General features: G+C 37.1%; 17 protein-coding genes and 1 other RNA gene. 5 read left to right on the top strand and 13 right to left on the bottom strand.

The genetic code is table 11. From position 1 onward, the window contains the following. The first annotated feature begins 80 nt into the window (after positions 1–80). The 4 genes from ACFSQJ_RS02225 (at position 81) to rny (ending at position 2,467) form a co-directional block, all read left to right on the top strand. Positions 81–371 (top strand): hypothetical protein, encoded by a 291-nt coding sequence (locus ACFSQJ_RS02225; protein ID WP_377765190.1) that lies wholly within the window; start codon positions 81–83, stop codon positions 369–371. Positions 372–385: 14 nt separating this feature from the next. After that, complete coding sequence (locus tag ACFSQJ_RS02220) at positions 386–682, top strand: cell division protein ZapA (protein WP_377765189.1); 297 nt, start codon at positions 386–388, stop codon at positions 680–682. A 53-nt stretch (positions 683–735) separates the two neighbouring features. Beyond that, positions 736–846, top strand: a non-coding RNA gene (gene ssrS, locus ACFSQJ_RS02215) — 6S RNA. Positions 847–895: 49 nt separating this feature from the next. Next, positions 896–2,467 carry a ribonuclease Y gene (gene rny, locus ACFSQJ_RS02210; protein WP_377765188.1) on the top strand — a complete coding sequence of 524 codons (1,572 nt, stop codon included), beginning with the start codon at positions 896–898 and terminating at the stop codon, positions 2,465–2,467. 79 nt (positions 2,468–2,546) lie between these two features. Here rny and ACFSQJ_RS02205 read toward each other — a convergent pair whose 3' ends face one another. The 12 genes from ACFSQJ_RS02205 to ACFSQJ_RS02150 all read right to left on the bottom strand — a co-directional run bounded on the left by ACFSQJ_RS02205 (position 2,547) and on the right by ACFSQJ_RS02150 (position 17,907). Next, a complete protein-coding gene (locus ACFSQJ_RS02205; protein WP_377765187.1) occupies positions 2,547–4,580 on the bottom strand; it encodes a DUF349 domain-containing protein in 2,034 nt (677 codons plus the stop codon). 133 nt (positions 4,581–4,713) lie between these two features. Further along, on the bottom strand, positions 4,714–5,463 hold the full coding sequence (locus ACFSQJ_RS02200; RefSeq protein WP_377765186.1) for a shikimate dehydrogenase family protein: 750 nt from the start codon (positions 5,461–5,463) through the stop codon (positions 4,714–4,716). Next, complete coding sequence (locus ACFSQJ_RS02195) at positions 5,417–6,454, bottom strand: DUF368 domain-containing protein (protein WP_377765185.1); 1,038 nt, start codon at positions 6,452–6,454, stop codon at positions 5,417–5,419. The genes ACFSQJ_RS02200 and ACFSQJ_RS02195 overlap by 47 nt, the downstream gene beginning before the upstream one ends. Positions 6,455–6,470: 16 nt before the next feature. Continuing rightward, on the bottom strand, positions 6,471–7,388 hold the full coding sequence (locus tag ACFSQJ_RS02190; RefSeq protein WP_377765184.1) for a DUF368 domain-containing protein: 918 nt from the start codon (positions 7,386–7,388) through the stop codon (positions 6,471–6,473). Positions 7,389–7,398: 10 nt separating this feature from the next. After that, the gene (locus tag ACFSQJ_RS02185; RefSeq protein WP_377765183.1) at positions 7,399–8,799 is read right to left on the bottom strand and encodes a tetratricopeptide repeat protein; all 1,401 of its coding nucleotides are present in this window, start codon (positions 8,797–8,799) and stop codon (positions 7,399–7,401) included. 102 nt (positions 8,800–8,901) lie between these two features. Further along, positions 8,902–10,080 (bottom strand): aspartate aminotransferase family protein, encoded by a 1,179-nt coding sequence (locus tag ACFSQJ_RS02180; protein ID WP_377765181.1) that lies wholly within the window; start codon positions 10,078–10,080, stop codon positions 8,902–8,904. A gap of 3 nt (positions 10,081–10,083) precedes the next feature. Beyond that, on the bottom strand, positions 10,084–11,787 hold the full coding sequence (locus tag ACFSQJ_RS02175) for an OstA-like protein (protein ID WP_377765180.1): 1,704 nt from the start codon (positions 11,785–11,787) through the stop codon (positions 10,084–10,086). A 68-nt stretch (positions 11,788–11,855) separates the two neighbouring features. Then, positions 11,856–13,124 (bottom strand): adenylosuccinate synthase, encoded by a 1,269-nt coding sequence (locus ACFSQJ_RS02170; RefSeq protein WP_377765179.1) that lies wholly within the window; start codon positions 13,122–13,124, stop codon positions 11,856–11,858. A gap of 12 nt (positions 13,125–13,136) precedes the next feature. Beyond that, positions 13,137–13,592 (bottom strand): Fur family transcriptional regulator, encoded by a 456-nt coding sequence (locus ACFSQJ_RS02165; protein WP_377765177.1) that lies wholly within the window; start codon positions 13,590–13,592, stop codon positions 13,137–13,139. Positions 13,593–13,633: 41 nt separating this feature from the next. Further along, entirely contained in the window at positions 13,634–15,838 is a 2,205-nt protein-coding gene (locus ACFSQJ_RS02160) for a RelA/SpoT family protein (RefSeq protein WP_377765176.1), read from the bottom strand. A gap of 44 nt (positions 15,839–15,882) precedes the next feature. Beyond that, positions 15,883–17,115 (bottom strand): M48 family metallopeptidase, encoded by a 1,233-nt coding sequence (locus ACFSQJ_RS02155; protein WP_377765174.1) that lies wholly within the window; start codon positions 17,113–17,115, stop codon positions 15,883–15,885. A 6-nt stretch (positions 17,116–17,121) separates the two neighbouring features. Continuing rightward, the gene (locus ACFSQJ_RS02150) at positions 17,122–17,907 is read right to left on the bottom strand and encodes a TrmH family RNA methyltransferase (RefSeq protein WP_377765172.1); all 786 of its coding nucleotides are present in this window, start codon (positions 17,905–17,907) and stop codon (positions 17,122–17,124) included. Positions 17,908–17,973: 66 nt separating this feature from the next. Here ACFSQJ_RS02150 and ACFSQJ_RS02145 point away from each other — a divergent pair, with 66 nt between their 5' ends. Next, the gene (locus ACFSQJ_RS02145; RefSeq protein WP_377765171.1) at positions 17,974–18,780 is read left to right on the top strand and encodes a DUF6503 family protein; all 807 of its coding nucleotides are present in this window, start codon (positions 17,974–17,976) and stop codon (positions 18,778–18,780) included. A 167-nt stretch (positions 18,781–18,947) separates the two neighbouring features. Here ACFSQJ_RS02145 and ACFSQJ_RS02140 read toward each other — a convergent pair whose 3' ends face one another. Further along, positions 18,948–19,697, bottom strand: coding sequence for a DUF6090 family protein (locus ACFSQJ_RS02140; RefSeq protein ID WP_377765170.1), 750 nt, complete (start codon positions 19,695–19,697; stop codon positions 18,948–18,950). Between the last annotated feature and the right edge of the window lie 155 nt (positions 19,698–19,852).

Here is a 19,852-nt window from a genome sequence, read left to right as displayed (position 1 = left end):
CGCAAGAGATTAAATGCTAAAACTATTGTTTGGTTGCACTACGTTGGTTAACTTTGTAAGATACGCATCGGTATTTGTATATGGGCGAATTGGTTGAAATTGTTGATTCTCTAGAAAATAAGGTGAGCAAGCTCTTACATCGATTGGAAGTACTCCAGCAGGCGAACTCCAAATTAGAAAAAGAACTATCTCATTTAAAAGAGGAGAAACAATCTGTCCAAAGTTCCATAGTAGATTGGGAGGAAAAATATAATTCTCTTAAGCTCGCAAACTCGATGCTGGGTAGTAGTACGGATAAAACAGAAGCTAAGCTCAAAATAAATACGCTTATTCGGGAATTGGACCTATGTATAGCCCATCTCGCTGAATAGCGTAAAACTAAAATATGGAGGAAAAGCTCAAAATTAAGCTTTCTATTGCGGATAGGGTCTATCCATTAACCATAGACCCAAAACAGGAAGAAGGTTTACGAAAAGCGGCCAAAAACATAGATCAATTGGCCAAAAAGTTTGAGCAAAACTATGCAGTGCGTGACAAACAAGACGTTTTGGCCATGTGTGCATTACAGTTTGCTTCTAAAATTGAGCAAGGTGGAATAAATGAATCTGAGAATAATAAAGCGGCTACAGAGCGCTTACAAGCGTTGGATAAGCTTATTTATGATAAATTAGGTTCAGAATAAGTTCTTTAAAATATATATTGTTACTGCCCACATTGGTAATTATTTTTTGACAAACTCAACGTTATTAAGTTTAAAAAAGGTGAGTTTAAGTTGTAAAAGCGTGCCCTACTCGTATAGGGATTATTGAGCAGCTTGTTAGCCTTAAACCTGTTATTTAGGAGTTTGTACAAAACTTCGGCCAATGTGGGCTTTTTTTATAACCAAACTATACAAATGGATAATACAACATTTATAATAATAGCAGCAATAGCCGGAATACTTATTGGCTTTGTTATTGCTAAAGTGCTAGAAAAAGGGAAGGCCGGAAAAACTATATCGAGTGCCAAAAGAGAGGCTTCAAGTATCTTAAAAGAAGCCCAAAAGGAAGGGGAGAACATCAAGAAAGACAAAATTTTTCAGGCTAAAGAGAAGTTTTTAGAGTTAAAAGCAGAGCATGAAAAAGTAATTATAAATAAGGATAAGAAAATTGCTGAGGCAGAAAAGCGAACCAGGGATAAAGAATCTCAAATAAGCAGTGAACTTGCCAAAGGAAAGCGTTTAAATGAGCAGCTAGAAGGTCAAATCAAAGAGACTGATTACAAACGCGAAATATTAGAGAAGAAACAGGCAGAAGTAGACAAACTTCATAAAAGCCAGGTGCAACAATTAGAAGTTATTTCTGGTCTTTCTGCTGAAGAAGCAAAAAGCCAATTGTTGGAGTCCTTAAAAGAAACTGCCAAAACGGATGCCATGGCATATTTGCAGACTACGCTTGAAGAGGCGAAGCTAACCGCACAACAAGAGGCTAGAAAAATTGTAATAAACACGATTCAACGTATTGGTACCGAAGAAGCTGTTGAAAATTGTGTATCTGTATTCAATCTGGAATCGGATGATGTTAAAGGACGTATTATTGGGCGTGAAGGCCGAAACATTAGAGCTATAGAAGCTGCTACAGGAGTTGAAATTATTGTTGACGACACACCTGAGGCTATTATACTTTCATGTTTTGATTCTGTTCGTAGAGAGATTGCTAGGCTTTCTTTACATCGTTTGGTTACTGATGGTCGTATTCACCCGGCTCGTATCGAAGAAATCGTGAAGAAAACAGAAAAACAGATTAACGAGGAGATTGTTGAAATTGGTAAACGTACGGTTATCGATTTAGGAATCCATGGGTTACACCCAGAGTTAATTAAGGCTGTCGGGCGAATGAAGTATCGTTCTTCTTACGGTCAGAACCTTTTGCAACATTCACGTGAAGTTGCCAAGCTTTGTGGAGTGATGGCTGCAGAATTGGGCCTAAATCCAAAAATAGCAAAACGAGCTGGGCTTCTTCATGATATTGGTAAAGTTCCAAATACTGAGGTTGAAGTAGAAACTCCCCATGCTATTTTAGGAATGCAGTGGGCCGAAAAATTTGGTGAAAAGAAAGAGGTGTGCAATGCGATAGGTGCTCACCATGATGAAATAGAGATGACTACATTGATTTCGCCAATTGTTCAGGTTTGTGATGCGATAAGTGGTGCTAGACCTGGGGCAAGACGTCAGGTGTTGGATTCATACATTCAACGTCTAAAAGATTTAGAGGATGTCGCTTTTGGATTTCAAGGGGTGCAAAAGGCATACGCGATACAAGCAGGTAGAGAATTACGTGTAATCGTTGAAAGCGAAAAAGTGAATGATGATAAAGCAGCCGAATTGTCTTTTGAAATCTCTCAAAAAATACAAACCGATATGACGTATCCGGGTCAGGTAAAAGTTACTGTAATACGAGAGACACGCTCAGTGAACGTAGCGAAATAAGATACACTTTAAAATACAATAAAAACAAGGGCGCCGTTTGATAAAACGGCGCCCTTGTTTTTATGTTTGTCAGAAGCAATTATTCTTCCTCGTTGCTATTTTCCTCATCATGGGAAGCGTCTTCAGCTTCCTTGTTCAGCTTGTTCTCCATTACATTGAGGTTTTTAAGCTTCGTCTTCCAAGTTTCCAGGGCCTCTTTATGGCGATTGATATCTTTCACTACATTTTGCACCACAGGGCTATCTTCCGATGCATTCGAGAAAAATTGAAGGTTGTTCTCTAACTGCCTTAACTCACTCTTGCTCTCATCTATCTTTCTTCTGATAAATACACGTTCGTTACTAATAGCACTATCATTATCTGAATTGGCAAGCTGCTTTATTTTATCACCATACTTAAGTAATTCTGCTTCTTGTCGCGAAATATCTAATTTCTTAAACAGTGCATCTATTATCTTATTGAACTTGCCGTTAATATGTTTTTTATTGTACGGTATACGTCCATATGACTTCCATTCGGCTATAAATTCCTTGATTTTTGGAAGGTCTTTAGTTCTATCACCACTTAGTTGAAAAGCTTTTAAACGTTCTAAGCATGCATTCTTTTCTTCAAAATTGGCATACTCCTCTTTTTGGGAGGCGTTTTTTTCCTTATGTAATCTATCGAAGTAGTGATTACAGGCATTTTTAAACTCGTTCCAGATTTTATCAGAATATTTTCTGGGGACATGACCAATTTTTTTCCATTCGCTCTGAATGCGCTTCATTTCGGGCGTAGCCATGTCATGGTCTTCGCTATCCTTTAAAGCTATGGCCAAACCTAACAGTGCCCGTTTTTTCTCAAGATTATCGTGCTGGTCCTTTTTTAGGTTCTTGTAAAAGTTGTTTTTATTGCGGTTAAAGGCTCTAACGGCATCTTTAAATCTGGACCAGGTCTGTTCGTTAACTTTTTGCGGAACTTTCCCTGCCTTAAAAAAATCATTTCGAAGGGCTTCTATTTCTTTTATTTGCTGTTGCAGACCGCGATGATTATCGGTCACTTTTTCAGAAATAGTCTTTATGGCCGCAATTATTTCATTTTTCTTTTCTAAGTTTTTCTCGTAAGAGGCTTCAAGAGTAGCATAATATTCTTGACGTCTGGCGTGCATTACTTTGGTTGCATTGCTAAAGCGTTCCCAGATTTCTTCTCGCTGTTCTTTTGAAACAGGGCCTATATCTTCTTTCCAGACTTTATGTAATGTCTGCAGCTCTCTAAAGGCTTTGTTGAGATCTGGTTCGTTGGCTAAGGCTTCCGCTTTTTCAACTAATTTGACTTTTTCCTCTAGATTATGCTTAAAATCTAAGTCTCTTAACTCTCTATTTAAGTGCAGAAAATCATAGAAAATTTCAATATGATGGTGGTAGGTTCTCCAAACATCGTTGTAATTATTTCTTGGTATTGGGCCTGAATTGCGCCATCGTTCTTGAATGTCTTTAAAACTCTTATAGGTGGTATTTATGTCTTCTTCAACATTGACCAGACCTTTAAGTTCATCAATAATTGTCAAGCGTTTTTCTAAATTCAGCTTTAAATTTTGCTCTAAACTTTTGTAATATTGGTTGCGCTTTTCGCGATATTCGCCATATACTTCGTTGAACTGTCTCTTAGTTACAGAGTTATACCTAAAGTCTATTTCATTACCGCCACCAGCAATGAATTCTTCTTTCTTATGCTCTAAAAATTCTTGAAATTTTAAATCGAATTCCGTTTTTATACCACTAACATGCTTGTTAATAGCCTGTACTTTTTCATTTTTGATCAATCGTTGTAGCTCGCCTACCAAGTTCTCCATACTCATGGCATGATAATCGGGCATAGCTATATGATGCCGTTTCTCATTTTCTGAATCTTCGGCATCTTCAGCGTTTTCTTGATCAATTTCCTCTTGAACATTTTCTTCAGTTACTACTTTCTTTTCTTCAGAAGTTGCTTCTTCTGTTTCTGTAACTGGTACTTTTTCCTCTTTTGGAGGATTTTCCGCAATGTTTTGTTCCTGAGCTTCAGGAATTGATTTTTCTGAAATAATGTCCTTCCCTCCAGAATCTTCTGGCGGTTTCTGTTCGTTCTCGTCCATCACGATGTTATTTATTGGTTTTTAGATTGATGGCATTTATTGGTAAGTTACTAACTATACCCTGCAATGGCAAAAATAAGCAATACTTCTTTATAGGGGTTCGTTTTCGAGACTGTAGGATTTTATTGGGATTTCAAGAATTCCATATTTCCCATGACTTTTCTGCTTGAAAAGAAAGCATAGGTAGGCCATTCTGAATTGTCGCCCCTTTCTCTTCACCTTCTTTTAAAAATGCGGTCTTTTCAGGATTGTAAATTAAATCGAAAAGAAGGTGATTTTTTGAAAGATATTGATAAGGAATATTTGGCTTTTCAAAAACATTAGGATGTGTTCCAACGGGACTACAATTCACGATAATCTGATATTTTTCAATTATTTTTTTGTCGAGTTCTCGATAAGTCAATTGCTTTTTTTTTGCTTTTCTGGAAACAAGAACAAAAGGGATGTCCAACTTTTTAAAAACATGGGCAATCGCCTTTGAAGCCCCGCCGGTGCCCAAAATGAGTGCTTTTTTATGATATTCTTTTAAATGCACGGTTAATGACTTTTGAAAACCATAAGCGTCGGTATTATAGCCTTTAAGGCCATTTGCGGAAAACTGTATAGTGTTCACGGCCCCAATTTCTGCGGCAGTCTCATCAAGGTCATCCATATACGGAATAACCAACTCTTTATAAGGAATGGTAACATTTAATCCGGATAAGCTATTTTCCTTCAATAAACGCTTAAATTTTGAAATTGAATCCAAATCAAAATTCTCATAACTGTAGTGAGCTAAATTTAGTTTTGCAAATTTTTCGGAAAAATACCCTCTCGAAAAAGAATACGATATATCCTTACCGACGAGCCCGAATCTTTTTTCTTTCTTTTCTATTTTTTCCATACCAATCTAAACTCAATAACACAAAGATTCCGAAGATAACAAAGAATACCGCCCCCCACGTTTCCATTTTTGTAACATCTGGCAAATACCTTTGGTAGTTAAGAATAATCTCATCTCCGTTAGTATCATAAACTACGTTTCCTAGAGGGTCTTCTTTAAAAATAGTTCGTTTCCAAGGCCATATTACACCAAGCGAGCCTGTTATAAAGCCAATAATAACCGCAGTTGTAATTTCTTTGTAGCGTTTTAAAACATAACCTAAAACATGTGATAAGGTGACAAGGCCGGTGGCGGAGCCAAGCGTAAAAACCCCTAAAATAACCAAAGTGTCCATTCTGGCCGAATTCTTAAGAAAGCTAAAATCACCTCTAAAAATTTCGGCAAAGCTTAGGTAAAGTGCATTGACCGAATCTACAAGTAAGAGCACATAGTTTCCTAAAAGAATTAAAATAAAAGAACCTGATAAGCCTGGAAGTGTCATGCCTGAAACACTTATAATACCGCAAAAGAATATAAAGAATAAGTTATCGTTTTCTCTGGCAGGGTTTAAAAAGCTAATTGATATACCAACCAATAGCCCTATAATTCCTGCTGAAATGGTTTTTCTGTTCCAGTGTTCATAATCTTTTGAGATATAGTAAATGGAACCCAAGACCATTCCAAAAAAAGCTGCCCAAACAAATAGTTCTTTCTTTTCTAAAAAATAATCTAAAAGCTGTGATATGCTAAAATAACTTATGAGCATACCCAAGATAAGTAAGGTTAGAAAAGCACCATTTGTATATCGGTAAAAACTTTTGAATCTACCGTTTAGGAGTAATTTAAGGGCCTTTCCATTTATCTTTTGTAATGAATAGATGAACTCTTCATAAAACCCACCAACGAAAGCTACAATACCCCCGGATACTCCAGGAACTTTATTGGCAGCCCCCATGAATAGCCCTTTAATGACTAGAAAGATATTATCAATTAGTGTTCGTTGCTGATGCATTCGCTTGCGAGCCTCATTATTTTTTAGAGGCTATCCTTTCAAGGATAAAAATAAGCGAAAAACCGGTGATTGCTAAACCAATTGCAAGTATTAATTGTGGGTCTCCTTCAAATGTGCTGGGTAATACGTTTTTCTCGCCAATGACAATTGTCTTGTCACCAAAAACTTTCGTTTCCAGTACTTTTTTCCAAGGCCATATTTTGTTTAGAGAACCTAAAATAAATCCGGTCAATAAGGCCAAGGTTGTATTTCTGTAGTTTTTGAACATCCATTTTAATAAGCGGGCAAAACTCAACAAGCCAAATACCGCGCCTAGGGCCACTGTAACTACCATCTTAACGTCCCTTTCATGAACTGCATCTAAAATGGTCTTATAAGATCCTAAAAGCACTAAAATAAAAGCCCCCGAAATACCGGGTAAAATCATGGCGCAAACCGCTAGAGCTCCAGAAAGGAAAAGAAAGGGAAGACTATCTACGTTTTCATTGGGTGGCAAGGTGGTTATAAAATAGGCTATGGCCGCACCTACCAGTAAAACCAATACAGCAAGCCAATTCCATTTTTTGATTTCTTTGCCAACTAAGAAAATACTGGCCAATACCAAGCCAAAGAAAAAGGACCAAAGCAAGATGGGTTTGTTCTCCAATAACCAACTTAAAAACTTGGCAAGAGAGAAGAGACTTATAAAAATACCCAAGAATAGGGCTAATAAAAAGTTGCCATTAAATTTTTGCCAGCATGCTTTTATTCCATCTTTTTTTAAGATAGTGAAGAGTCCGAAATTGATGTTATTGATTGAATTGATCAACTCTTCATAAATACCCGATATAAAGGCAATAGTTCCTCCGGAAACCCCTGGTACTACATCGGCGGCACCCATAGCCATGCCTTTTAAGGTGATTACAACGTAATCGACCAGTTTTCGTGAACTCATTTATTTTGTTTTATGTGGAAGCTTTTTTATGAACTTTAAATGCATCCTTGACCCAAGCCAAACGGGCATACTCAGGAAAATCTTCTTCAAAAAGGGTTATTTTTTTGGTGTCTAATTGTAAAGCAGCAATAAACTTTTCTTTTGCTTTTTCTTCATTGGTCAGTTTCAAGTGCAATCCCGCTAGCTTAAAATTAAGTTCAGCACTTTCTGGATAAAACTCTAGGCCTTGCAACACCACTTGAACCGCAGAGTTAAAATCTGTCATTTTTTGAAGTACCAATGCCCAATCTAACCAAGTCTTTAATTCATAATTGCCTAAGTCAACCGCTTGCTTAAAGGCAAAATCGGCCTCGTCGTAATTTTCTAAAGCTGTATATATTTGGGCGCTTCTTTGCCAGTACATTGGGTTTTCACCGTCAATATTTATAGCCTTGTTTACATATTTTAAAGCCTGTGAATATTCTTCTTTTCTAAAATAAAATTCGGTAATGGCCAGCCAACCTTTGTCAAGCAGTGGGTCTTCATGTACCGTATTATAGTAATAGTATTTCGCTAAAACATCATTACCTAACTTTTCGTGACACTTGCCTATTCGCAGGTATGCATGAGAAGTAGGGTCATCAATATTTATTGTAGTCTCATAACTTTCTATGGCCTCGTTGTAGTTGCCTAATTTTTCTTGAACTTTCCCCTTTTCAAAGTAGGCACCTAAAAATGAGTCATCAGAAATAATGGCAAAGTCAAAAGCGGTCAAGGCTTCTTTATCCATTCCCTTTGAAATGTACATTTTGCCCAATTGATGCCAAGCTACTTCTGAATACGGATTTCGTTCTAAATAATCGTTGAGGTATTTAATGCCTCCGTCGAAGTCCTCTAAAAACTCAAAACAATACACCACATTGTATAAGGAAGAATAGTCTGAATCATCAACTTCTACACACTTGATGAAGTTCTTTTTGGCACTTTCAAAGTCATCCATAAACAGATATTCCATTCCTAAAAGTGAATAAATATCAAAACTATTATCGGCAATATGTAATGCTTCTAGTAGCATATTCACTGCTCCTTGATGATCATCTTGTTTAGAAAGGATATTTGCTCGCTGAATATAAATTTCTTCGTTTCGGGAATCTATGGTTTGAAGCTCATCCAGTATTTTTTCTGCGGCCTCAAATTGGTCCTCAAAAACAAGAACTTCAACGCGCAAGAGCTTTAATTCCATGGCGTTTGGGTGCTGCTGTAACCCAATTTGTATCGCTTTTTTACCTAAAGAAACTTTTCCTGCATTTAAATAATGGTGAATAATATCTTCAAAATCTTCTGCATCAAAGAAATAGACATCGTCTGTCTTGAGCATAGATTCGAATTTATGTACGGTACTTTCAGGTTTTTCGTTAGGTTCTAACGCCATAGGCACGTCTTATAATTAACTATGAACTTAAAATTAGCCTTTTAATGACTAGTTGTAAGCCCGCGATTTGGGTTTGTTATCAACAAATTAGTTAACAGTGCTCTATTGATAAGCATTCAATAAATAAACTATTTGCATACAACCTATCTTTATTTCTTCCTCAGAAATTGTCAACGGAGGTGAAATTCTCACCGCTTTTGGTTCAAATAACAGCCAGAATAAAATAAGCCTTTTCTTTGCTGCTTCCAACACTAAATAATTAGCAATTTCTACTTTCTCGAACAGTAAGGCCAACATTAAGCCCTTGCCTCTTACCTCTTTAATCAAAGGGTGTACCAAAAGAGAACGAAATAGTTGTTCTTTTTCTAAAGTATAGGTAATTAGTTGGCTTTCAGTCACTTCTTTTAGCGTTGCTAAACTTGCGGCTGCAATGACAGGATTACCGCCAAAAGTGGTAATGTGCCCTAATTTTGGATGCTCTTGTAATGTTGCCATCATTTTGTGTGAGGCTATAAAAGCTCCTACGGGTAGACCAGATGCCATGCCTTTTCCGACAACCAAAATGTCAGGTGTAATATCGAAATGCTCAAAAGCGAATAGCTTTCCGGTTCTTCCGAAACCGGGTTGAATTTCATCTAAAATCAGCAATGCGCCCATCTCATTGCAGCGTCGCCTCACCTCTTTTAAATAATCATTTTTTGGAAGTATAAAACCAGCACCGCCTTGAATAGTTTCTAAAAGAACGGCGGCAGTTTTTTTGGTAATCTTCTCGAGATCTGAAAGTGAGTTGAATTGAATAAACCTTACATCGGGAATTAATGGACGGAATGCGCTCTTTCTTGCCTCATACCCCGTTACACTTAGACTGCCCATCGTGTTACCATGATATGCATTATTTGCCGCAATAAGCTCTGAGCGACCGGTATATCTTCGGGCTAACTTTAATGCACCTTCAATAGCTTCGGTACCAGAATTGACCAAATAGGTGGTCTCTAGGTTTTTGGGCAGATGTGACGCCAATAGCTTTGTATAGGCTACAGCTGGTTCTTGCACGTATTCACCGTAGACCATGACATGCATATATTTATTGGTCTGCGATTTTATAGCTTGCACAACTTTAGGGTGGCAATGCCCTAAGCAACATGCTGATACGCCGGCAACAAAATCTAAATGTGCGTTGCCTTCCGTGTCGTATATGTAACTTCCCTTAGCATGTGCAATTTCTAACGCAAGAGGATGTGGTGTGGTCTGAGCCTGATATTTGAAGAAATCATCCTTCATAAATTAACTTCCCACTTTTTTGAGAACAGGGCGCTTGGGTTTGGTCGCTTTGGTGTTAATCTTAGAAATTTTTGTAGTAGGTTGGCCATTGCCGCTACGCTCTTGTTCTTCGGTATCGATATCCACTTCATCATCAATACCCCTGATTTTTACTAAGGTAATATTGTTATCATCCTCATCAAAAATAGCTTCCTTGTTTAGAATACGTTCTTCACCGCGCCAAATAAAACCCTTTAATTTTCTACTGTCTACGGGTAAATCTTTTTCTGGAAAAATATCACCATCAGGATTCACGTAAAAAATAAGTTCATCGATATCGTTATTTTTCATATGCATTCTAATTTTGCTGCATATGGTCTTGTCGATACCGATTAGTTCTTGGTCATCGTTGTACATGTAGTAAATGACTTCGGTGTTTTTGACCAAATCAATGACCTCTAGTGAATTATCAATAAATTTTCCGAATAAATCTTTTCCTTTTGCTTGATTGTACCCTGTTTTACTAATGGTGTCAAGGGCAATAATAAAAGCATTATTAATGACTTTAAGAGAGTCTAATTTTTCAGTTTCTAAATCGGATATTAAATGAATGCTATCACCGGTCATTTGATTATCGACATTCCATAAAATAGGATCGGTAATCAGTTGGGTGATACCTGTTTTTTGTTCAGAATGTATAGAATCGCATTTGCCGCTTAAATCGGTTTTATAAAATTTTGCATTACGAAATGCCCTTAAAATACGTTCTTCAGGCTTTCCAGTGACCATTAATGTATCTCCATGAATGTAAATGGAATCTTGCTCCACAAGATTAATGGCAACTGCTCTTTTTGTTGCAAAAACAGAATCTTTTTCTTTGAAAATCTCCGCATAGTGGGCTCTTATTATCCCTTTATTAATAGTATCTGTAACTATAATATTATTGGTCGCAGAAGCGAAAGAAGTTACTTTGTCAAAATAGACACTATCTCCTTCAATAATTCTATTGCTGTAGTTGATGGTCGTGTTTTTTACGCCGTAACCCTGTTCTATTTTAGTATCGTAAAATCCACGTTCACAATAAATAGTATACTCATCACCAACTATGGTCGAGGGACCGTACATATATGCGTTTTTCGAGACCCTGTAATAATCCAGTTGTTCTGAATCGATGGTGTATTCAGGATTGTCGATATGAACGTTTTTACGGAACTGTACTTTTTTTAACTCTGTGAAGTAAGTTCCGATAATACTGGTCAGCACGTTTACAGAATCTACAACCTTGCCCCCTGAGCGGTAATACGATTCTTGCTTTTCACGATTAAAGTATAATGTATCCGTAGTTAAAGTCATTTGTCCATCAGCTAGGTCGACCTTTTCCCAAGCCTTAGCAAGTTTGGTATCGCCATTATAATCCATCTTACCACTATTCATTTCGATAGAGTCACCTTGTTGCATTCGCACATTGCCAATGGCTTTCAATCGATTCTCTTTGGAATAAAAAATAGCTATATCACACCATAAGTCGGCTCCTTGATGTTCAAATTGAACTTGGCGCTCATCGTCTTTACTGAAAATAGAGGCTCCAGGAAATTTTTCTTCGTCCTTGGTAAAGTTGGCTCCGTAAACTATATTAATCTGTCTACCTTTCGGTTTGGGTTGTTCTTGACCTTTGGAATACAAAAAAGAAAAGAGTGCTAGAAAAAAGAATATGTTTCTCAAATCCATAAGAATTTAGCCAAAAGTAGGATTTTTGGGCAATGTATGTATGCAGATTTAGAAAGGTTTAGGAAAACCTACCTGTGAATCGTCTGTGTTCTATCCGGCCCTACAGAAACTATTTTAATAGGAATATCAAGCTCCTTCTCTAAAAATTCAATATACTGGTTTAATTCTTTTGGAAATTCGGACGCATTTCTCATTTTGGTCAAATCTTCTTTCCAACCTTTAAATTCAGTATATATAGGCGTCACGTTTTCCTCTTCTATATTAAATGGTAAATGCGTGATCGTTTCTCCTTTATACTTATATGCGGTACAAACTTTTAAAGTTTTGAACCCTGAAAGCACATCGCCTTTCATCATGCTCAACTGGGTTACACCGTTGACCTGGCAAGCGTATTTGAGCGCCACTAAATCTAGCCATCCACAGCGTCTTGGCCGACCTGTAACCGCGCCAAATTCATGCCCTATACGTGCCATTTCGGCACCGGTCTCATCAAACAACTCCGTAGGAAAGGGTCCCGAACCTACCCTAGTGGTGTAAGCTTTGAATATTCCGAATACCTCACCAATTTTATTTGGTGCTATGCCTAAGCCGGTGCAAGCTCCCGAAGCGGTAGTGTTAGATGAGGTTACGTAGGGGTATGTTCCGAAATCTATATCCAATAAAGAACCTTGTGCCCCTTCAGCTAAAATGGTTTTCTTACTTGTCAGTGCCTGGTTTAAATACTCTTCACTATCTATAAACTGTAATTCTTTTAAGCGCTCAACTGCCGCAAAGAATTCGTCTTCCATTTCATTTAGGTTGTATTGAATATCTACATTGTAGAATCCGATCATTGCTTCATGCTTGTTAGCTAAAGTTCTATACTTCTCTTTCCAATTGGGTAATTCCAAATCGCCAATTCGAATACCGTTTCGTCCGGTTTTATCCATGTAAGTTGGTCCAATACCTTTTAAAGTAGAACCAATCTTGGCTTTTCCTTTAGAGGTTTCAGAGGCTGCATCCAACAAACGATGTGTTGGCAGTATTACGTGCGCTTTTCTCGAGATAATCAACTTTGATTTATAATCAAGATTAAACTGGTCTAAACCATCTAATTCTTGAACAAAAACCACTGGGTCTATAACAACCCCATTACCAATTACGTTTGTAGAATCTTCATGAAAAATTCCTGAGGGAATAGTTCTTAAAACATGTTTTATACCATCGAATTCTAAGGTGTGACCTGCGTTTGGGCCTCCTTGAAAACGGGCAATGATGTTATAATTCTTTGTAAGTACATCAACAATTTTTCCTTTTCCTTCGTCTCCCCATTGGAGTCCAAGCAATAAATCTACCATGAAGTTTTTTGGTTAATCGGTTAGGTTTTCTTCTTTGTTTCTGGTTCCGTAGAAATATAGAGAATGGGTATTGATCTTAATATCAAAAACCTCTTCTATTGTTTTTTTAATTGACTGAATTCGAGGGTCACAGAATTCTACAACCTCACCGGTATCGGTCAAAATAACATGATCGTGTTGTCTGTCAAAATAAGATTTCTCGTATTGCGCCTGATTTTTTCCAAACTGGTGTTTTCTCACCAGTTTACAGTCTAAAAGAAGCTCAATAGTATTGTAAAGCGTAGCCCTACTAACACGATAATTTTTAGTTTTCATTTTGATGTATAACGATTCTACATCAAAATGATCTTCACTTTCATAAATCTCTTGCAAAATTGCATAGCGTTCAGGTGTTTTTCTATGCCCGTTTTCTTCTAGAAACGTAGTAAACACGTTTTTTACGATTTCCTGATTTTTAGTATTGTCCATGGCGATATTCCTGTGCTATCTTGCAAATGTACAGTTAAAAATTAAATCCTACTTACTTTGTCAATACCTTCAATTCGCTTCAAATTATCAACCAATTTTTTAAGAATATTTTTGTTTTTAACGACCACCGTAATCTTACCGGAAAAAGTACCTCCATCGGTACTAAAATTAAGGTTACGCATGTTTACATGCATGTTATCTGAAATGATATTTGTGATTTCGTTCACCAGACCAAGGTTATCGATGCCAGTGAGTGAAATATCAGCAGAAAAATCTTCTTGTGATGAATCTATCCATTTCGCTGAGATAATACGGTAAGCATAATTGGACTGCAGTGAAATTGCGTTAGGGCAGTTTTTGGTATGTACTTTTATACCATCGGTTACACTAACAAATCCAAAAACTTCATCACCTGGGATAGGGTTGCAGCACTGTGACAATTTGTATTCTAATTTTTCTTCTTCACTTCCAAAAACGAGCATGTCGTATTTAGAGGTAATCTCTTCTTTGTTGATATCTTCGGGTACCGGAGCACGTCGAATCTTGTTTTTAAAGAAGTTGATGAAAGCATTATTATAGTTGGCAACAAAATCTTTGATTTTTTGATTGTCAATTGCACCATTACCCACCCTGAAGAATAAATCTAAACTGGTCTTTAGCTTAAAATAGATGACCATTTTGTTAACTACATCTTCGTTGAGCGTAATTTTCTGAGACTTGAGTTTTCTTCTTAGAATTTCTTTTCCTTCGTCGGCAACTTCTTTCTTTTCTTCACGCAGAGAAGATTTTATCTTGGCCCTGGCTCGAGCCGTATGGGCATAATCTAGCCAGTTTTGGTTGGGTTTTGCAATTTCAGAGGTAATGATTTCTACTTGATCTCCGCTATGAAGCACCGTATTCAACGGAACTAATTTTCCGTTTACTTTGGCACCACGGGTTTTCATGCCGATTTCGGTGTGAATATGGAATGCGAAATCTAAGGGAGAAGCACCTTTTGGTAGTGATTTCAACTCGCCTTTAGGCGTAAAAACAAAGATTTCTTTGGAGTATAAGTTCAGTTTAAACTCTTCAACAAAATCAACAGCGCTGACATTGGCACTTTCCAGGGCTTCTTGTAAGCGGTTGAGCCAAACTTCGATACCTTGCTCTTTTTGGTCGCCGTGTTTGTATTTAAAGTGCGCTGCATACCCCTTTTCGGCAATTTCATGCATGCGCTCACTTCGAATCTGGACTTCAACCCATCTTCCTTCAGGGCCCATGACGGTGATGTGCAAGGCTTCATACCCAGTAGATTTAGGTGACGTAATCCAATCACGCAGTCTTACAGGATTGGGCGTAAAGTGATCGGTAACTATGGAATAAATTTTCCATGCCAAAAACTTTTCATTCTTACGGTCAGATTTGTAAATAATACGAATGGCGAACTTGTCGTAAATCTCATCAAAAGCCACGTTTTGAGCCATCATTTTTCGTCTAATCGAAAAAATGGATTTCATTCGGCCTTTGACCGTGTAGCTAAGTCCTTCAGTGTCTAAAGAATCACGAATAACCTTAGTGAACGCATCGATATATTCTTTCTGTTCGTCTTCAGTATCTTCAATTTTATCATGGATATCATTGTAGACCTCGGGTTCCGTATATTTTAAACTTAAATCTTCAAGTCGTGTCTTAATATTGTAAAGCCCTATTCTATGCGCTAATGGCGCGTAGATGTATAAGGTCTCTGATGCTATTTTTACCTGTTTATGCTCTGGCATGGCATCCATGGTGAGCATGTTATGGTATCTATCGGCAATTTTGATAATGATAACACGAACATCATCATGCAAGGTCAACAGCATTTTACGGAAATTCTCTGCTTGTTGACTAATATTTTTATCTTTTTTTAAATGCGCAATTTTGGTAAGTCCGTCTACAATTCGTGCAACGGTTTCACCGAACATGCGCTCTATGTCATCTAATGTGTATGGGGTGTCTTCCACAACATCATGAAGCAGGGCAGAGGCTATGGATACTGCATCTAACCCAATCTCTGATGCTACGATTTTAGCAACCGCTATAGGGTGGAAAATGTAGGCTTCTCCAGATTTACGGCGTTGGTCTTTGTGTGCATCAACAGCAACATCAAAAGCAGAGCGTATCAGTTTTTTATCCTCAGCGGAAAGTGTCTGATAACTTATGCGAAGCAGTTCTTTATATTGCTTGGCAATTTGCTTGTTTTCTTTTTCTATTGCTTCAACCGTCATTGTTAATTAAAATTACCATAATCTTTATAGGTGAGCAACAAAAATTATGCCTTTAGATTACGAATACGCTGAATTAAGGGCGGATGTGAGTAGTGCATAAAAACATAAGCAGGGTGCGGTGTTAAATTGCTTAAGCTATTTTTTGACAGTTTCTTTAAAGATGTTATTAGTGGCGAAGCCGCAAAGGTTTCTTTCGCGTAGTCATCGGCTTGAAATTCAAACTTTCTGGATAAAAAGTTCATTGCTAAACCAGTTATGGTCGAAATCGGACTGTATAACAGCACAAAACCTACCAAGACTGCATGAAAACTAGGGTTTGATACCCCAATGGCCAATGAAAGTTCTGGATTATTGATAAAGAGCGATAGTATAAATAGCGTAAGTCCAGTAAGGCTGATAGTCGCAAAAAGATTGAAAATAATATGCTTACGTTTATAATGGCCGACCTCGTGCGCTAGCACGGCAACAATTTCTTCTTCGTTTAAATCATTAATCAAGGTATCGAACAAGGTTACGCGTTTTTGCTTACCAAAACCAGAAAAATAGGCATTTGCCTTGGTGGAACGCTTTGAACCGTCTATCACAAAAATATTGTCAAGTTCGAACCCCACTTTTTGTGCATATGATTCAATGGAGCTCTTTAAGCTGCCAGCTTCTAATGGGGTTTGTTTGTTAAAAAGCGGAACAATGAGTTTACTGTAAAATAGGTTGATAAACAGCATTAGAATTGCAAAAAGCCCCCAGGCATACAACCAGAAGCTATCACCTGTCCATTGCAAGAAAAGAATCACCAAGGCAAGAAGCCCTCCGCCTAAAACAGTTGTCATTACCAGTCCTTTTAATAAGTCGATAAAGAATAGTTTTTTGGTTGTTTTATTGAATCCAAATTTTTCTTCTATGACAAAGGTTTGGTAGTACGAAAATGGAATAGAAATAATATTGCTTCCAATAACGATGATTCCAAAAAACGCCAAAGCCATTAGAATTGGGTTTGTCGTAAAACTTCTGACTATTTCGTCAACCCACTCAAAACCTCCAAATAGTAAAAATGATATGGTCAACAGAAGGGAAAAAGCATCGTTGGCTATTCCAAATCGATAGTTGGTCTTTTTGTAAGCCTGGGATTTTTGATATTCGGCCTCGTCGAAAACATCATTTAATTCTTCGGGAATAGCTTCTCGGTATTTTTTTGAATTTAAATAATCTAAAAAAGTATCGATAAGATACTGTGCAATTAAAATTCCAATAATGAGGGAAAAGAGTAATTTACTATCCATAGGCAATTAAAATCCACGTTGGCGTTTGGCTTCAAAGATAAGTATTGCGGCAGAGACGGAAACATTCATAGAATCTATCTCACCTTGCATGGGTATTATAATATTCTGGTCAGAACTGGTCAGCCAAGTATCTGATAGACCCGTGGCCTCTGTACCGACCACAATAGCCGTTGGTTTGGTAAAATCGGCCTCTATATAATTTTGTGAAGCCGTCAGCGCGGCACAGTTTATTGTAATTTTTTCTTTTTGCAAGACCGAAATGATTTCTTCGGTAGTTCCCGTGGCTATCTGGGTGGTAAAAAGGCAACCTACGCTTGAACGAATGATATTGGGATTGTATAAATCTGATTTCGGATTGGCGATGAGTACGGCATCTAAATTTGCAGCATCAGCGGTACGTAGTAGTGCTCCAATATTTCCGGGCTTTTCTGGGGCTTCCGCTACAAGGATAAGTGGATTTTTTGTTTTGAATTTTAGCGTATCCAGAGTATGATGTTTAGACTTGGCTATGGCTAAAACCCCCTCCGTTGTTTGGCGATAGGCCAATTTTTCATAAACGGGTCGTGAAATGGCTATTTCTTCAGGAGCTTGAATTTGTAAATTGGAATTGATAGCATCACAGTATAAAACCGTTTCAATAACATAGCCTCCTTTTTGGGCCAATTCAATTTCCCTTAGCCCTTCAATTATAAAAAGTCCGGTTTTTTTGCGTTCCCTAGATTTTTCTTTGAGTTGTAAAACCTTTTTTACCAAAGGGTTTTGAAGGCTTGTGATTATTTTTTGGCTATCCACTTTATAAAAATAGCCATTCCTGTAAACTTAATTTTTATTTTTCGACAGATGAACAAACAAAAGACCATGAAAAAACTGTTTTTACTTGCCCTATTATTACCCTTTATTGCCTGTAAACAAGCAAGAAAAGAAGCTGCAGAAGTTAAAGAAGAAGTTGAGACTATTGCTGAAAACGCCCAGAACGAATATCCCGAAGCTTTACAAAAAGTCTTTGATGCCCATGGTGGCTTAGCTGCTTGGAAAAAACAGCGTTCACTTTCTTTTGTAGTACCAAAACCTGATAGCCCAGAAACGCACACTATTGATTTATGGTCAAGAAACGAAAAAATCGAAACCCCAGGCTATACGCTTGGGTTTGACGGTAAGGCATGGGTGTTCGATGCGAATAAGGCGTATAAAGGAAATCCTGAATTTTATCATAATCTCATGTTCTATTTTTACGCAATGCCTTTTGTTTTAGCTGATGAGGGTATTATTTATAGTGAAACCGATGACTTGGTTTTTGAAGGCCTTAGCTACCCCGGAATTAAAATCAGTTACAATGCGGGTGTTGGAACTTCCCCAAAAGATGACTACTATATTCATTACAATGCTGAGACCAAGCAGATGGAATGGTTGGGCTATACGGTTACCTATAGAAGTGGAGAGAAGACCGATAAGGTCAATTGGATTCGTTATAACGATTGGCAAAACATAAAGGACTTGGTTTTGCCCAACTCTATTTCTTGGTATACTGTTGAAGAAGGGGAAATTAAAGGACTTAGAAATCAAGTGGTTTTTGAAAATGTAGACTTGTCAAATGAAGCAAAATCGTCTGATTTTTATGAAAAACCTCAAGTAGGGGAGTATTGGGTGAAGTCTGCAGAGCACTAATTTTAATGAGACTTAAATATAAAATCTTGGCATATATACCTGTGAAATGCTCAGGCATCATGGCGCTGTTACTTCGAGCGCAGTCGAAGTAATCGACCTGACTTAAATTATTAATGATTGAGAACGATTTTGTTTGTTTTTTAACTCAGTTCTTTGTTGTGCTTGCGTTATTTTTCTAATCTTCTAATTTCTTTTTTGAGAGCTTTACTAGTATTTTTCAAGTCCTCCAAACAAGGTTTGTAATATTCTAATGCAACAATGTTCTCGTAATAAATGTGTGATAAGAAATTATAAAATTTTCTGTCGTTAATTAACTTATCAATATCATTTGGTGTTTTATTAAAGTCATCGATATTAGTTTCTAAATGGTCAATTAAATAGTGATTTGTTTGATTCATTCCCTCCCATTGGAATTTCAAGAAGTCAGACACAGTTTGATATCTGTAATCATATAGATTTATTATATTTTGCCTTAAGGAATCATTGGTTATTAATTGAATCCCTTGTGATTTAAGACTTTCATAAGCAGATTTTTGGGGATAGAAAATATCAGTTCTATTAATAGATGATAAAGAAGTAGCAATACTTGACGCAGCACTTCGGCTATTAATTATTTTTTCTTTATCCTTATTTTTAAATGCAATCATTAAATTTTTATTAGACACCATAATTAAAGAGTCAACTCTAATTTTGCTTTCAAAATTCACTATATCAATATCTAAATCTCTGTTTAAGTTCTTTAAAAGTTCGAGCTCTATGTTAGATGACTTTTTTTCTTCATTCCAAGTATTAATCTGTAGCGCAATCAAAATTCCAATAACAACAAGTACTATTTCTCCAATCGCATATATCAGATACTTGTTGAATTTATTTTCAGAGAGTAAATTTTGTCTAATTTTTCTAAAGAATTTTATCATTGGTTAGCGGTTTCTGATAATGAAGCACAACGCCGCGCTATGTGCAGTCCGGCTAATTTTAAGGAAATATAGCAAAATACTTTTAAGGATGTCATGTGAATTGGACTTCCTTATTCTCACATGACATCTTTCGCCAAGTAGTCCGCGCTAGCGGA

Origin of the sequence: Croceitalea marina, from assembly GCF_042684265.1 — a bacterium.
GTDB classification, from domain to species: domain Bacteria; phylum Bacteroidota; class Bacteroidia; order Flavobacteriales; family Flavobacteriaceae; genus Croceitalea; species Croceitalea marina.
The sequence above is the reverse complement of the archived record's forward strand: the minus strand, read 5'-3'. Positions and strand labels throughout refer to the sequence as shown.